This is a genomic window from Streptomyces sp. NPDC058092 (assembly GCF_042884935.1).
Taxonomy (GTDB): domain Bacteria; phylum Actinomycetota; class Actinomycetes; order Streptomycetales; family Streptomycetaceae; genus Streptomyces.
Genome location: NZ_JBHVSY010000034.1, coordinates 45,334 through 59,469, shown reverse-complemented (window position 1 = coordinate 59,469; position 14,136 = coordinate 45,334). Strand labels below are relative to the sequence as shown.

Below are 14,136 nucleotides of genomic sequence, written 5' to 3'. Positions count from 1 at the left end.
CGACCACCCCTTCTCGGCGGGTTACGGTGTCGCGGAACGTAGCCGCAGTGACGTCAACATTCAATACTGATGAACCGTCAGATCTGTGTGATCCGGTCCTTCCGCCCCCGCCCGCCAGATCAGCGCGGCATCGAACCGGTCGGAGGTGCGCGGGTGCGGGCCGTCGTCATGGCAGTGGAACGCGGCCCAGAAGAGGTCGGCGCGCAGTGCGTTCGCCGGTGCGTGGACCCGGTATACGTACTCCCGCCCGTCGAGCGCCGGCAAGGCGACCAACCAGGACACGTCCGCAGACTCCCTTCCGGCTGCCGTGGGGGTGGTGTGGCCTGTGGGACGTACAGGGGGCGGTTCCTGGTTGCTCCGGGAGCGTGGTGCAAGGCGGCGCGCGCCGTTCTTCCGGATCGGATCCCGAAATGGCGAGATCTCATCCGTAAGGAGGAGGGGCCGTGTGAGTGTGCCCAACTTGCGTGGGATGCCTAAATGGGCCCCTCCGGCGATGCTTCGGCGCTGCGGGGCTGATGGGGTGAGAGGTGTGCAAAACCGGACGCCGCGGATCCCTCAGCAGCCCGCACCGAACCGTGCTGAGCTCGACGCCAGACTTACTGTTGAGCTGGCCGCGGTGGTGACGGGTGCCCGCAGGCGCGCCCTGCGCGACGGCGACCGGCAGATCGACACGGCGCATCTGCTGCACTCCCTCATCGAATCGGACCCCGAGGTGCGGGCGGCCTTCGAGGGCGGACCCCAACTGGCCAAGGTGCTCGGGTATCTCGTCCAGCGCAGTATCGGCTACGGGCTCCGCTGGCAGGGTGCGGTGGAGGACTCCGGCGCTGTTCCGGTCGTCCGGGGCCCGGATTCCGCTGTGCGGGACGCGGGCGTGGAAGGCTGGTCGCCCTCGGCCGCCACGGCGATGGCGGGAGCCCTCGAGCGGGCGGAACTGCGGGGCGACGAGAGGGCCGGCGGGCTCGATCTGCTCGCGGCGCTGGCCAGGGACCACGAGTGCCGGGCCGTCGAGGTGCTGGAGCGGGCCGGCGTCGACGCGGAGCAGCTCGCGGCCCGGATCGTGAGGGCGGCCGGCCAGGGGTGGCGGGGCGCCGGGGGCTGACGGCCCGATGTGCGGGCGCCGATTCGGCGTGGCGGTTCGGCCGGGGCCTTGAAGGCCGGGCGGAGCAGGGCGGCGATGCCGAGCGTCTGACGGGGAGCGCACGTCAGGGGTCACCGGGGTGACGCTCCTGACTTCAGCTGTCATGATGTGCCGATGCACGCGTCTCAGGGGAGAAGCGCCAGCCTGGGACTCGCCCTGGTTTCGGCGTTCGCATTCGGTGGTTCAGGGGTGGCGGCCAAGCCGCTCATCGAGGCAGGCCTCGACCCGCTCCACGTGGTGTGGCTACGGGTGGCGGGCGCCGCCCTCGTCATGCTGCCCGTCGCCTGGCGGCACCGGGATCTCGTACGCAGCAGGCCGGTCCTGCTGCTCGGGTTCGGGCTGCTCGCCGTCGCGGGTGTGCAGGCCTTCTATTTCGCCGCGATCTCCCGTATCCCCGTCGGTGTCGCGCTCCTCGTGGAGTATCTGGCGCCCGCGCTCGTCCTCGGCTGGGTCCGCTTCGTCCAGCGCCGGCCGGTCACCCGGGGCGCCGCGGTCGGTGTGGCGCTCGCCGTCGGGGGGCTCGCGTGCGTGGTAGAGGTCTGGTCGGGGCTGAGCTTCGACGTGGTCGGGCTGGTGCTCGCGCTCGGTGCCGCCTGCTGTCAGGTCGGTTACTTCGTCCTGTCGGACCAGGGGAGCGCGGGCGGGGCGGAAGGTGCGGAACCGCCGCATCCGGTCGGTGTCATCGCGTACGGGCTGCTGATCGGCACGGTCGTTCTCACCGTGGTCGCGCGGCCGTGGACCATGGACTGGTCGGTTCTGGGCGGCAGTGCGGGCATGGACGGCACGGACGTACCGGCATGGCTTCTGCTCCTCTGGATCGTGCTGTTGGCGACGGTGCTCGCCTACGTCACCGGCGTGATCTCCGTACGGCTGCTCTCGCCCGCGGTCGCGGGTGTCGTCGCCTGTCTCGAGGCGGTCATCGCGACCGTGCTCGCCTGGGTGATGCTCGGTGAGCACCTGTCGGCGCCGCAGCTCATCGGCGGTTCCCTGGTGCTGATCGGCGCCTTCATCGCCCAGTCGGCGACACCGCGGACGCCCTCCGGCCCCGTCGCGTCAGGGCCGGGCGGCGGGCAGATCGCCGGAGCGGACGGAGGCCGCGCCGCCGCCGAGGGGGAGTTGTCCACGGGCCGCGCCGCGACGTAATGTGACGCTCATGTATTCGACCGTGCTTTCGCCGCCCGCCGCCTGACACGGGCGGCGGCCACTCCTGACGAAGACCGGGCTCGGGCAGTCCCCGAGCGGTCCGTCGCGGCCCGTGTGCGGAGCCGAGCGACCACCGTCCTGTCTTCATTCGGAGAAGCCACGTGTCGAATCCTGCTTCCGGCCTGCCCATCGGGCGGAGCCTCATCTATCTGATTGTCGCCGGTGTTGCCTGGGGTACTGCCGGGGCCGCCGCCTCGCTGATCTTCGAGGTCAGCGATCTGGGCCCGCTCGCCCTGTCGTTCTGGCGCTGCGCGGGCGGCCTCGTGCTGCTGCTCGCCGTGCTGGCGCTACGGCCCCGGCGGGCAGCCGCCCCCGCCGAACCGCGCAGCCGTCGGCTGCTGCGCGTCCTCGGCACCGGCGTGGGCCTCACCGTCTTCCAGAGCGCGTACTTCGCGGCCGTCGAGGCGACCGGCCTCGCGGTCGGGACCGTCGTCACCCTCGGGGCGGGCCCCGTGCTCATCGCGGTCGGTGCGCGGCTGACCATGGGAGAACGGCTGGGGCGCGGCGGACTGGCCGCGGTGGTGGGCGCGCTGGCCGGGCTCGCCGTGCTGGTGCTCGGGGGCGACGGGGCCACGGTACGGACCGCCGGAGTCGCCCTGGCGCTGCTCTCGGCGGCCGGCTACGCGACGATCACCCTGCTGACTCGGTGGCTCGGCCGCGACGGCGGCACCACCGACTCACTCGCCACCAGCGCCTGGGCCTTCGGGATCGGAGCCGTCGGGCTGCTTCCGATGGCTGCGGCCGAAGGGCTCGTACCGCACACCGCTCAGCCCGCGCAGGTGGTGACGCTGCTGGTGTATGTGGCGGCGGTACCGACCGCGCTCGCTTACGCGCTCTACTTCGCGGGCGCCGCGGTGGTGCGTGCCGCGACGGTGTCCGTGATCATGCTGCTCGAACCGGTCAGCGCGGCGGTCATCGCCGTCGTGGTGCTCCGCGAGCAGATCACGGCGGCGACCGTCGGCGGGACGCTGCTGCTCCTCGCGGCCGTGACGGGGCTGGCGTTCGCCGAAGCGCGCAGCGCCGCGCACGCCCGCCGCCGGGCGGCCGTACCGGCCTGACCGCTGGGGCGGACGGGCCCGTAGCCACGGTGGCGGACCCGTCCGGCCCTGGGACGGTTCAGAGCGCGGTGATGTAGCCGGGTACCCCGATCGCGGGATCGAGGTCGCTCGAGGGGAGCGGCGCCGCGTAGCCGTGGGCGAGCGGGACGACGCCCGCCCAGTGAGGCAGCGTGAGGTCGCGGGGTTCATCGTTGGGGCCGCCGGTGCGGATCTTGGCGGAGACCTCCTGGAGGTCCAGCCGGATCACCGCTGTCGCCGCCAGTTCCTTCTCGTCGGCGGGCCGCGAGTCCGCGGACCGGCCCGGCACCACATGGTCGACGATGGCGTCGAGGGCGGTCCGCCGCTCCTGCGGGTCGGTCACCGTGCGCGCGATGCCGTGGACCACCACGGAGCGGTAGTTGATCGAGTGATGGAAGGCGGAGCGGGCCAGCACCAGCCCGTCGACATGCGTCACCGTCAGACAGACGGGCAGGCCGGGGTCGGTCCGGCCGGTCTCCCACAGCGGCCGGGAGCCGGTCGAACCGTGTACGTAGAGCCGCTCGCCGACCCGGCCGAAAAGCGTCGGCAGGACGACCGGTGCGCCGTCACGGACGAAGCCGAGGTGGCAGACGTACGCCTCGTCGAGTATCGAGTGGACCAGTTCCCGGTCGTATGCCGCGCGATCGCGGGAACGGGTCGGGACGGTGCGCTCGGTCGGCCGGTACGCGGCCGCGGTGTCCGGGCCCATGGTCTGCGGCGATGCGGTGTCCGACATTGCGTACTCCATTGCACTAGTGCATAATCTTGTTTGTGCTAGGAGAGTATCGGATCGTCGGGCGGCGCGCATCGGAAATTGCCGCCAGTGTGGAGCGCGGGGTCGGCTCGGGAGACCTCGCGCCGGGGCAAGTGCTGCCGCCGATGCGGGAGTTGGCGGAGCTGCTGGGGGTGAATCCCAACACGGTGGCGGCCGCCTACCGCACGCTGCGCGAGCGTGGAGTGATCGAGACTGCCGGGCGCCGGGGCAGCAGGGTGCGGCCGCGCCCAGCGAGTACGGCGCGCGGTTCGCTCCGGGTCGAGGCGCCGCCCGGGGTGCGGGACCTGGGGGAGGGGAACCCCGATCCGACGCTGCTGCCCGCGCTGGGGGAGGCGTTCGCGGCGGCCACGGGCGAGTATGCGCGACACCCCGGTATGTACGGACAGCCGCCGGTGGACCCGGAGTTCGCCGCACTCGCGCGCGCCGCACTGGATGCCGACGGAGTGCCGGGCGGACCCGTGGTCGCGACCTCCGGATCGCTGGACGCGATCGAGCGGGTACTCGTCGCGCATCTGAAACCCGGTGACGCGGTGGCCGTCGAGGACCCGGGGTGGGGCAGCATGCTCGATCTCGTACCGGCGCTGGGACTGCGCCCCGTGCCCGTCGCACTTGACGACGACGGGCCGCTGCCCGATGACGTGGAGCGCGTGCTGAACGCCGGTGCCCGCGCGCTCGTGGTCACCGACCGGGCGCAGAATCCGACCGGGGCCGCGATCAGCGGCGGGCGTGCCTTCGAGCTACGGGGCGTCCTCGCCGGGCACCGCGGAGTGCTCCTGATCGAGGACGACCACGGGCACGGCATCGTCGATCTCCCGCTGTACCCGCTGGCGGGCGCCACGGACCGGTGGGCGTTCGTGCGGTCCGTGGCCAAGGCGTACGGGCCGGATCTGCGCGTTGCCGTGCTGACCGGCGATCCGGTCACGGTCGACCGGGTGTCGGGCCGGCAGCGGCTCGGCCCCGGTTGGGTCAGCAGACTGCTGCAACGGGCCGTGGTGCATCTGTGGGCCTCGGGCGCGGTCGACCCGGGCGAGGTGGCGCGGGCGTACGCGAAGCGGCGGGACGCACTCGTGCGGGCACTGAAGGAGCGGGGCGTGGAGGCGCACGGACGCAGCGGCATGAACGTGTGGGTACCGGTCAGCGACGAGACCGGGGCCGTGGCACGGCTGCTGCACGCGGGCTGGGCGGTGGCGCCCGGAGCGCGGTTCCGGATGACCGCGCCCCAGGGTGTCCGGCTCACCGTCTCGCCGCTCACCGAGGGCGACATCGGGCCGCTGGCCGATGCGGTGGCGGCGGCGGCCGGACCGGCGAAACCGCTGAACTACGGCTGAGTCCCGGTCCTGGTCCTGCCGCCGCGCCCCCTGCTCTGGGTCAGGGCGGCGCCCGCCAGGACCACGAGGGCGCCGACCGGGGTGTTCCAGCTCAGCCGCTCACCGAGCACGAGGACTCCGGCCGCGGTGGCGATGACCGGAATGAAGTAGGTGACCATCTGCGCGGTCGTGGGTCCGACCTCCTCCACCAGGCCGTACTGGACCAGCACCGCGAGGCCCGTACCGAGCGCCCCCAGGGCGACCACGGCCAGGGTGGGGAGCAGGGGGAATCCGTCGGGGGCCGAGGTGAACAGCGGGGTCACCAGAGCGATCTGCACCGTACCGAGAAACAGCTGGCTGCCGGTCAGGGAGAGCGTGGACGAACCGCTGCCCGCCAGCGTTCTGCGGACGTAGATCCAGCCGATCGGATAGCTGAGGGAGGCGAGCAGCGCCATGGCCGTACCGCTGAAGTCCAGCCCGGAGAAGCCCTGCCAGGCGCCCAGCACGGTCAGTACACCCAGGAAACCGAGCCCGAGTCCGGCGACGCGGCGACGGGTCGGCCGGTCCTCCGAGAGTGCGACGAGCGACAGCGCCATGCCCCACAGGGGCGAGGTCGCATTGCAGATTCCGGCCAGGGTGGACGGGATGGTCAGCTCGGCATAGGCGAAGAGCGAGAACGGCAGCGCGTTCAGGAAGAACGCGGCGACGGCCAGATGCCCCCACGTGCGGGCACCGCGCGGCAGCCGCTCCCGCCGTACCGCCATCGCGACGGCCAGCACGGCCGTGCCCGCCAGGAGGCGGCCGAGAGTGACCTGGAACGGGGCGTACCCCTCGGTTCCGACCTTGATCAGAAGGAAGCTGAAGCCCCAGATGAGGGAGAGCGCTCCGAAGCGGACCCGCCAGTCCAGCCCCGGCCGCGCGGCCGGGGCCGAAGCGGACGTCGCGAGGGGTGCCGGGGTGGCGGGTGCCGGGGTGGTGACGGGGGTGGCCGTCCCGGTACGCCGGGACGGGGCGGAGGATTTGGCGGGAGGAGGGGTTCTCGGTGTGACCGGCGCGCTCATGCGGTCAACGATGACGAAAATAATAGTGTAGGACAAGTGAGATTTTGTGCGGGAATCAGCGTAGTATTGCTTACATGTTGAATCTGGAGCGCCTGCGCACCCTGGACGCACTCGCCCGGCACGGTTCGGTCAGCGGTGCCGCCGAGGGGCTGCATGTCACCACATCGGCGGTCTCCCAGCAGATGTCGAAGCTGGAGCGGGAGGTGGGCCAGCAGCTCCTCGCCAAGAACGGCCGCGGGGTCCGGCTCACCGACGCCGGTCAGCTGCTCGCCGACCACGCGGCCCGGATCCTGTCCCAGGTCGAGCTGGCCCAGTCCGACATCGAGGCGCAGCGCGGGGAGGTGGTGGGCGAGATACGGCTCTCCGCCTTTCCGACCGCCGCGCGCGGGCTCTTCCCTGCGGCGCTGCAGGCGCTGCGCGCCGACCACCCCGAACTGCGAGTACGGACACGGGAATTGGAGCCCGAGGACGGAATCCGTGCGGTCATCAGAGGCGATATCGACCTGGCGGTCGTGCTGGACTGGAGCAACAAGCGGCTGCCGGTGCCCGGTGGCTTGGCCAAGGCCGAACTCCTGGACGACGCACCGGACGTCGCGATGCCGGCCGGCCATCCCCTCGCGGACCGGGCGGAGGTGGATCTGGAGGAGTTCGCCGACGACGACTGGGTGTCCTGGCCCGAGGGCGAGTTCTGCTACGACTGGCTGATGTTCACCCTGCGCTCGAAGGGCATCGAACCACGCATCGCGCATCTGGCGGGCGAGCATCACACCCAACTCGCCCTGATCGCCGCTGGGATGGGGGTCTGCGTGGCGCCTCGGCTGGGCCGTGGACCGGTGCCCGACGGGGTGCGGCTCGTGCCCGTACGGCAGAAGATGCGACGGCACGTCCATGCCGTGTGGCGCACCGACGCGGACCGGCGTCCGTCGATCAGGGCGGCGGTGACGGCGCTGCGGGCGGCCGGCCGGGAGATGGATGCGCCGACGGCGTAGGCCGGGGCGCAGGTTTTCTCCCGTCGACGTCGCTCACGTTTTTGAGGCCGCTCACGTTCCCCTGTCGAGGTCGCTCACGTCGAGGACAGCCCTGCGAGCTTCCGGAAGTCCCAGGAGGTGATGGCCTCCGGGGTGAGCCGCAGCCAGGCGTGCCGCCTGTCGTGCGGCATGGTGTGCATCCCGAAGTACTTCGCCGCGAACAGCCGCTCCGGCACGTCGAGTTCGGGGCAGGGCTCGCCGGCGCGGGGTGCTTCGCCGACCGGGACGGCCTCGCCGGAGAGTTCGATGCCCCGCAGATCCGCGTACTCCACCCCGTCGTCCACGACCACCGCGATCCTCGGGTCGTCGCGCAGCTGGGACCAGCGCAGGCTGCGGGTGATCGAGTACAGCCAGAGGGAGGTGCCGTCCCAGGCGAACCAGAGGGCGCCGATGTGCGGGCGGCCGTCGGCGGACACGGTGGCGACCCGGCAGGTCCGCTGCTCGGCGAGATAGGTGTCGCGTTCCGCGTCCGTCATCATGATCGGACGGCCCCGTTGCTGAATGGCGGCCATGGACGCCCCTCCCGGTAGCTGACTATGTGTCAGAAAGCATGGGGCCTCTTCCCTCGTCACGCAATGCCGGTTAGCCTCGCGCGCCCGATCCGCCACCGAAAGGGGCAGCCGTGCCGTCGAAGGAACAGCTCGCCGAGCAGGTCGATCCGGCCACCACCGTGCTTCTGACGGTCGAATGCCAGCAAGGTGTCGTGGGCCTCGACAGCGCCCTGCCGGAGCTGGCCGAGGAGGCCAGGTCCTCCGGGGCCCTCCACCGAGTCGCCCGGCTGGTGGCGGCCGCCCACGAGGCCGGGGTCCAGGTACTGCACGCGGTGGCCGAACGCCGCCCCGACGGGCGGGGAGCCAACAACAACGCCCGCCTGTTCCGGGCCGCCGGCCGGTTGCCCGTACAACAGCACTCGGGCACCACGGCGGTACGGATCGCCGCGCCCATCGAGGTGGCGGACGAGGACCTCGTCGTGCGCCGGCTGCACGGCCTCTCGCCCGTCGCCGGTACGGACGTGGACGCGTTGCTCCGTAACCTCGGCTGCCGGACGCTCGTCGTCACCGGGGTCTCGGCCAATGTCGCCGTCCCCAACGCCGTGTTCGACGCGGTGAATCTCGGCTATACGGCAGTGGTGCCGTCCGACGCCATCGCGGGGGTGCCGGCCGACTACACCCCCGCGATGATCCGCAACACACTCGCCCTCGTCGCCACCATCACGACCACTGATGATGTGCTCGGCTGCTGGCTGAGCCGAGGGCGGACCGGGGCCCGTCCGGCGGATCGCGGCCGGACGGGGCGATACAACTAGGACTTGAGAGTGATCGAATCGCCCTTGACCGTGATGGCCTTGGCGGGCAGCGGCCGGGGCGCCGGCCCCGCCGTCACGCTGCCCGTCCTCAGGTCGAATTTGCTGCCGTGGCAATGACAGTTGATGGTGCCGTCCGACACGCTCGACACGGCGCACCCCTGGTGGGTGCACTTCGACGAGAACGCCTTGAAGTCACCGGCCTCGGGCTGCGTCACCACGACGCCCCGGTCGGCGAAGATCTTTCCGCCGCCCTCCGGGATGTCGGCGGTCTTCGCCAGCGCCTCCCCGCCGCCGTCCCTTCCGCCGGCGGCGCCGCCGTCCCTTCCGCCGGCGGCCGGTTTGACCGCATCCGAACCCCCCGAGCCCTTCTCATTTCCGCACGCGGTGAGTACGGCAGCCACCGAGACGGCCCCGACCGCTGCGACGACGGCCCGACGTCCGGGACGGACCTCGTGGTCCTGCGATGCGCTCATTCCGGCATTCCCTTCTGAGATGTTCGCGACTGTCGATTCCGCGACTTCTGTGTTTACGACCTCGGTGCTCACAACGTCCGTGTCCGATCAGGGGTACGTGCAGCGGGACCCCCGTGTTCAACGCGCCTGGGACTCCTTGGGGAAGTCCCGGTCCAGCAGCAACGGATTGCCCGCCGTCTCCTCCTGGGTGACCAGATGGCCGGCCCCGGACAACGGCAGCAGCGTGTGCGACCGGCAACGCGGCGGAGAACCGCAGCATGCGGGCGACGGCCACATTGTCATCGGCAAGACCGTGCACCAGCATGAGCGGGCGCGTCAGCCCGGCCGCCTGCGGGAGCAGTGAATTGCGCGCGTAATTCTCCGGAAGTACATCCGGGTGGCCGAGGAACCGTTCCTCCCAATGGGTGTCGTGGAGCCGTCGGTCGGTCGGCGCCGCACCAGCGACCGCCGCATGGAAGACCTCCGGCCGGCGCAGCACGGCGGTGGCCGCGAGGTACCCGCTGAGTGACCGGCCGCGCAGGCGACGCGCGTCAGGTTCAGCGCGGGCTACTGCGCGGCAGCCGAGTGAAGCACGTCGATCTGGTCGTCCGGAGCGGCCGTCGGACGGTCTTCGTACACCGATTTCTCCGAACGGTGTCGTCGTGGAGAAACCATGACAGGCGGAATGCGGATGGACCGGCCCCTGGTTTCGGCCCGGCTTCGGTCCCGGTTCCGGCACTGGCCCGGACCGGCGGGAGACCCGGCGCCGCGCGTGACAGGTCACGTGTGATCGGTCGGGTGTGATGGGTCACGTGTGATCGGTCGCGGGTGATTGTCAGAGGCGTCTGCGAGGCTGAGCGGCATGACGCTGACCAACTTCAACGACCTTGAGCAGGCCATTCGCGGCGGGTGGGGCGCGGACACCACGACGCCGGCCCACCGTCCGCACTGGACCCCGGACAACCCGGCACGCGACCAATGCGGTGTCACCGCCCTGTTGGTGCACGACCTGTTGGGCGGTGAGCTGATCCGCGGCGAGGTCCACGTCGACGGCGAGCGCGTCGATTACCACTGGTGGAACCGTCTGGGCATGGGGATCGAAGTCGATCTCACGCGCGAGCAGTTCGGCCCCGACGAGACAGTTGTCGGCGGGGATGTGATCGAACGGCCTGCGGAGATCGTGCGGCTCCGTGCGGAGTACGAGCTTCTTCGCAGCCGAGTGCTGGCAGCGTTGCGTTCGTAGGTGTTACGTCGCCGGGTCGGCCGGGGCGGTGACGACGCCCCGTCAGTGGGCCGTCGCCTCCCCCGCGCGGAACACCGGCTCGCCCGCGCGCAAGCGGGCGAAGAGGAGTGTCCGGTCCAGCTGCTCCTCCTCGTCCTCCTCGTTGCCGAACACCTCGTCCGCCAACAGGTCGCGCAACTGCTCCTGTACGCTGTCGCCGTACCCCTGCTGGTAGTCGTCCAGATCGAAGTGAGTGTCCGCCTGCACCTCGGCGATCGTGCAGTGCTCGTCCTCGATGACCAGCCGGGCGCGGACGGTGCCCGCCTGGAGCGTCCGGTCGTTGTAGTAGCCGTAGACGACCTCGGCCGCGATCGCGCCGCCGACGGACATCTCGCCGGCGGTGTGCACCGCGTGGGTCGTCACGTCACCGCCGACGGCGACTTCCGAATCCGCTTCCGCTGAATGCTGGACGACATACCGACGACATTTTCAAGTGTGCGACCAATAAGCAGGCAAGCGGGATACGCCCAGCGCCCGGGGGCCCTATGGATTCCACGATTCCCGAGCCGCACACCGACGCATCCGCCATCGGGCCGGTCTCCGATCAGGCCGGACGCGTCGAGGCCCACGGCATCGACCACATTCCCGAGCGTGAACGGAACGGAACGGCCGGGCACGGGGACTGTTCGCCGGCTGGGCGGCGGCGAACGTCAACTACCCGAACCTGGTGGTCGGTGGCGCACTGATACTCATGGGCCTCGGTCTCTGGCAGGCCCTCGCAGTGATCCTCGTGGCCAACCTGTTCTGGGCGCCGGTCGGCCTGCCGGCCGTGTTCGGCCCGGCCTCCGGCACCCCCGGCGAAGTGATCACCTGCGTGATGTTCGGCATCCGCGGCAACCAGGCGAACATCGCCGTCACCGGCTGGATCCTCTGTATCTGTCACATCGCGCATGACCTGGCGGCTGCCGCGCTCGCCGCGCTCTCTCGTGGCGAAGGCCGGTCGCGGGCTCGGCGATGGCGCGCCTGCCCGTGCCTGCGCGGGATGCCTCCCGGGCCGAGCCGTGGTTCGTGGTGTCCGGGCGCCGGATAGCCTGGGAAAATGCTCACCGAAGTCACAGCGACCCGCTACGTCACGCCCTTGCGGGAGGGCGGATCTCTGCCCGGAATCGTCGAGGCCGACGACCTCGGCACCTATGTCATGAAGTTGTCTACCACGTCGCGCTGACCTGGAGCGATGCAGCTTCAGTCGCCTCTGACCAGCGCAGATGAATCTTTCAGGGTCTTTCAGGGGCGTGCCGTCTTATGTAGTCGATTCTCCCCAGACGCTCCCCAGCAGCGCTGATCCTCCCCAGATTCTCCCCAAGGAGGGCCGCAGTGACGGACGGCGGGAGACGAAACTTGGCGCTGCCGCAGGCACGCTGAGTGACTGTAGCGGGCGCTCAGCCGGAATCCCAGGGGTGATCTCGGCTCCAAAATCTCCGCCCTGTGCGTACCCGTCCCTGCGAAGGCACTGCGTCCGGCCACTGATAGTGAGACGGCTGCCCGACCTGGGCCGTGACGGTCCCACCTGGCACATGTCGTAGAAACCGCCCATAAGGGTCCAGCTGGTCCAGGACAATAGCGTAAGTCCAGGTCAGGGCCCTGCGGTGTGAGAGCGTCTACAGGGTTGGTGATATGCGTGTGACACCGCGTGAGAGATGGCGATGCTCGTCGGACTGTTCTGGGCTGACAGCGTGTTCCAGCTGCGGAGTGTTCGAGCCTGCTGCGGCCGAGGTTCAGGGAGAGCCGGGGACCGTTCGCGACAGCACGCGTGCGGAACGAACGGCCGAACCGTGGGGCAGACAGTTCGCTTTCGCGATTTGTGATTCGTGAGAATGTCGGCCTGGCCTCAAACGCTACGCGGCCCGGGGGTCTTCCATCTGGTCGGACAGTTGCGGCCAGGACCCCGCTCAAAGGGGCTGTGGGCCCCCGTCGGCGCGTTCCGGCGGGGGTCTCTGCGTTCGGGGGTAGGCCCGGTTGAGTGGTGGTCGACGAGGTTTGCTCGGTTCCGGTTCGCTGTTCCGGACTGTGAAGCGCGGGTGGCTGTAACGGCGCGAGGTGCATCAGTGAGCGGGCGGGCCACGGGGGCGACGTTCGGCGGGTGATGAAAGGGTCGTCACGGGCATGGATGCGCTCCGGCCCGAGGCTTGCCGGGAGGTGGGGCGCGGCGATCGCGAGCTGCGGGTGCGTGAGGGCGCCGCGAGCGCGTATCGAAGTTGCGTCGGCGCGTAGGGGGCGGGCCCAGGCGTCGAGCGGGGAGGGCTGAGTGGAGATGACGGCCGCGGGGGCCGGGAGTCCGTGGCGTGCGGCCCCGCGGGCTGCGCGTCAGTCCAGGGCCCGTCGCATGCGACGCAGCATCTCCCGCAGAATATCCGGTGATGTCCCGAAGTTGAGTCGTACAAAGCCCTCGCCTCCGGGTCCGAATGAGCGGCCGTCGTTGAGCAGGACCCGGGCCTTGTGCAGGAAGAAGGTGTGCGGGTCGGTGTCCAGTTCCAGGTCGCGACAGTCCAGCCAGGCGAGGAATGTGGCTTGAGGGGTCCGGTAACGCACACCGGATGGGAGTTCCTCCCGTACGAGATCGGCGTTACGCGCCAGAACCGGCCGCAGCTGGGACAGCCATGCCTCCCCTTCCCGCCAGGCGGCCAGCGTGGCTGCGACACCGAAGGTGTTCGGCTCGCCGTACAGGTGGCTGGGGTTCGCCAGGGCCGCGCGCACCTCGGCCGCACCGACATGGGCGACGGCGCAGCGTACCCCCGGCACGTTGAACGCCTTCGTAGCCGAGGTCAGGGTCACTGTGCGTGCGGCGACCTCGGCCGATAGGGAGGCAAACGGGATATGCCGGTGGGGGGCGTGGACGAGATCAGAGTGGATCTCGTCTGCGATGACCAGCAGGTTGTGGCGCAGCGCGAGCCGGGCCACCGATTCCAGCTCTTCGCGATGCAGTGCGCGCCCCGTCGGATTATGTGGATTCACCAGCAGTAGCACCCTGGAAGCTCGCTCTTCCAGTTCCCGGTTCAGCCGGTCAGCGTCGAATGCCCAGCTCTCGTTGTCCGGTGTGTACGGAACTGCGTGGAGGCGCCGCCCCATTTTGGTGATCGTCTCCAGGAACGGTGGGTAGGTCGGTGTGTGCACCACGATGCCGTCCCCCGGCCGTGTGGCGAGTCCCAGTACGGCCTGAAGGCCTTGGTTGATGTCGGTGAACTCCCTTACGTGACAGGGGTCCAGCGCCCAGCCGTAGCGTTGTCGCATGCGCTCGGCGAAGGCGGTCCGCAGGGGATTGTCCGCAGGCCGTCCGTCCCAGGAGGGGTAACCGAGGTCGTTCTCCACGCACCGGAGCAAGGCCTCACGCACGCAGGGGGCGGGCGGGAAGTCCATCTCCGCGATCCACGCCGGAAGCACGTCCGGCTCGACTCGGTTCCACTTGACTCCTGGGCGATTGGACAGTGCGTGGACGTCGAGGTCGTCGAACATAGGTTGTCTCTCCAGTCATGGATGGCTTGTCCTGCGCGGATCCGCGTTCGCCCAGACG

The 14,136-nt window shown here is 70.4% G+C and carries 16 protein-coding genes and 1 pseudogene; 9 read left to right on the top strand and 8 right to left on the bottom strand.

Annotation, left to right across the window (positions count from 1 at the left end):
• Positions 1 to 60: 60 nt before the first annotated feature.
• On the bottom strand, positions 61 to 282 hold the full coding sequence (locus ACFVV1_RS36540) for a hypothetical protein (protein ID WP_389998675.1): 222 nt from the start codon (positions 280 to 282) through the stop codon (positions 61 to 63).
• Positions 283 to 529: 247 nt separating this feature from the next.
• On the opposite strand from ACFVV1_RS36540, the gene ACFVV1_RS36535 reads away from it, so the two are divergent.
• The 3 genes from ACFVV1_RS36535 to ACFVV1_RS36525 all read left to right on the top strand — a co-directional run bounded on the left by ACFVV1_RS36535 (position 530) and on the right by ACFVV1_RS36525 (position 3,399).
• On the top strand, positions 530 to 1,099 hold the full coding sequence (locus ACFVV1_RS36535) for a Clp protease N-terminal domain-containing protein (RefSeq protein ID WP_389998672.1): 570 nt from the start codon (positions 530 to 532) through the stop codon (positions 1,097 to 1,099).
• A 153-nt stretch (positions 1,100 to 1,252) separates the two neighbouring features.
• Positions 1,253 to 2,281 (top strand): DMT family transporter, encoded by a 1,029-nt coding sequence (locus ACFVV1_RS36530; RefSeq protein WP_389998669.1) that lies wholly within the window; start codon positions 1,253 to 1,255, stop codon positions 2,279 to 2,281.
• Positions 2,282 to 2,442: 161 nt separating this feature from the next.
• The gene (locus ACFVV1_RS36525) at positions 2,443 to 3,399 is read left to right on the top strand and encodes a DMT family transporter (RefSeq protein ID WP_389998667.1); all 957 of its coding nucleotides are present in this window, start codon (positions 2,443 to 2,445) and stop codon (positions 3,397 to 3,399) included.
• Between the two features lie 58 nt (positions 3,400 to 3,457).
• Here ACFVV1_RS36525 and ACFVV1_RS36520 read toward each other — a convergent pair whose 3' ends face one another.
• Complete coding sequence (locus ACFVV1_RS36520; RefSeq protein ID WP_389998663.1) at positions 3,458 to 4,153, bottom strand: pyridoxamine 5'-phosphate oxidase family protein; 696 nt, start codon at positions 4,151 to 4,153, stop codon at positions 3,458 to 3,460.
• A gap of 35 nt (positions 4,154 to 4,188) precedes the next feature.
• Here ACFVV1_RS36520 and ACFVV1_RS36515 point away from each other — a divergent pair, with 35 nt between their 5' ends.
• On the top strand, positions 4,189 to 5,520 hold the full coding sequence (locus ACFVV1_RS36515) for an aminotransferase class I/II-fold pyridoxal phosphate-dependent enzyme (RefSeq protein WP_389998660.1): 1,332 nt from the start codon (positions 4,189 to 4,191) through the stop codon (positions 5,518 to 5,520).
• Here the strand turns inward: ACFVV1_RS36515 and ACFVV1_RS36510 are convergent.
• Positions 5,511 to 6,560, bottom strand: a complete 1,050-nt coding sequence (locus ACFVV1_RS36510) for a DMT family transporter (protein WP_389998657.1) — start codon at positions 6,558 to 6,560, stop codon at positions 5,511 to 5,513. The two genes, ACFVV1_RS36515 and ACFVV1_RS36510, sit on opposite strands and share 10 nt — an antisense overlap.
• Before the next feature lie 74 nt (positions 6,561 to 6,634).
• On the opposite strand from ACFVV1_RS36510, the gene ACFVV1_RS36505 reads away from it, so the two are divergent.
• Entirely contained in the window at positions 6,635 to 7,549 is a 915-nt protein-coding gene (locus ACFVV1_RS36505; protein WP_389998654.1) for a LysR family transcriptional regulator, read from the top strand.
• A 74-nt stretch (positions 7,550 to 7,623) separates the two neighbouring features.
• On the opposite strand, the gene ACFVV1_RS36500 is transcribed toward ACFVV1_RS36505, so the two are convergent.
• Positions 7,624 to 8,100, bottom strand: coding sequence for a pyridoxamine 5'-phosphate oxidase family protein (locus ACFVV1_RS36500; RefSeq protein WP_389998651.1), 477 nt, complete (start codon positions 8,098 to 8,100; stop codon positions 7,624 to 7,626).
• Between the two features lie 110 nt (positions 8,101 to 8,210).
• Between ACFVV1_RS36500 and ACFVV1_RS36495 the strand changes: the two genes are divergently transcribed.
• A complete protein-coding gene (locus ACFVV1_RS36495; protein ID WP_389998648.1) occupies positions 8,211 to 8,894 on the top strand; it encodes a cysteine hydrolase in 684 nt (227 codons plus the stop codon).
• Here ACFVV1_RS36495 and ACFVV1_RS36490 read toward each other — a convergent pair.
• Positions 8,891 to 9,367, bottom strand: coding sequence for a Rieske (2Fe-2S) protein (locus ACFVV1_RS36490; RefSeq protein WP_389998645.1), 477 nt, complete (start codon positions 9,365 to 9,367; stop codon positions 8,891 to 8,893). The genes ACFVV1_RS36495 and ACFVV1_RS36490 overlap by 4 nt on opposite strands.
• 289 nt (positions 9,368 to 9,656) lie before the next feature.
• Positions 9,657 to 9,845 (bottom strand): annotated as a pseudogene (locus tag ACFVV1_RS36485) (alpha/beta hydrolase family protein); the annotation flags it as partial.
• 363 nt (positions 9,846 to 10,208) lie between these two features.
• Between ACFVV1_RS36485 and ACFVV1_RS36480 the strand changes: the two are divergent.
• A complete protein-coding gene (locus ACFVV1_RS36480) occupies positions 10,209 to 10,589 on the top strand; it encodes a hypothetical protein (protein WP_389998642.1) in 381 nt (126 codons plus the stop codon).
• Positions 10,590 to 10,631: 42 nt separating this feature from the next.
• Here ACFVV1_RS36480 and ACFVV1_RS36475 read toward each other — a convergent pair whose 3' ends face one another.
• Positions 10,632 to 10,991 carry a hypothetical protein gene (locus ACFVV1_RS36475; RefSeq protein WP_389998639.1) on the bottom strand — a complete coding sequence of 120 codons (360 nt, stop codon included), beginning with the start codon at positions 10,989 to 10,991 and terminating at the stop codon, positions 10,632 to 10,634.
• Positions 10,992 to 11,250: 259 nt separating this feature from the next.
• Here ACFVV1_RS36475 and ACFVV1_RS36470 point away from each other — a divergent pair, with 259 nt between their 5' ends.
• Both ACFVV1_RS36470 and ACFVV1_RS36465 read left to right on the top strand, forming a co-directional pair.
• On the top strand, positions 11,251 to 11,658 hold the full coding sequence (locus ACFVV1_RS36470) for a cytosine permease (RefSeq protein ID WP_389998732.1): 408 nt from the start codon (positions 11,251 to 11,253) through the stop codon (positions 11,656 to 11,658).
• A gap of 9 nt (positions 11,659 to 11,667) precedes the next feature.
• The gene (locus tag ACFVV1_RS36465) at positions 11,668 to 11,793 is read left to right on the top strand and encodes a hypothetical protein (protein WP_351073232.1); all 126 of its coding nucleotides are present in this window, start codon (positions 11,668 to 11,670) and stop codon (positions 11,791 to 11,793) included.
• Between the two features lie 1,139 nt (positions 11,794 to 12,932).
• On the opposite strand, the gene ACFVV1_RS36460 is transcribed toward ACFVV1_RS36465, so the two are convergent.
• Complete coding sequence (locus tag ACFVV1_RS36460) at positions 12,933 to 14,078, bottom strand: MalY/PatB family protein (protein WP_389998637.1); 1,146 nt, start codon at positions 14,076 to 14,078, stop codon at positions 12,933 to 12,935.
• Positions 14,079 to 14,136 lie beyond the last annotated feature (58 nt).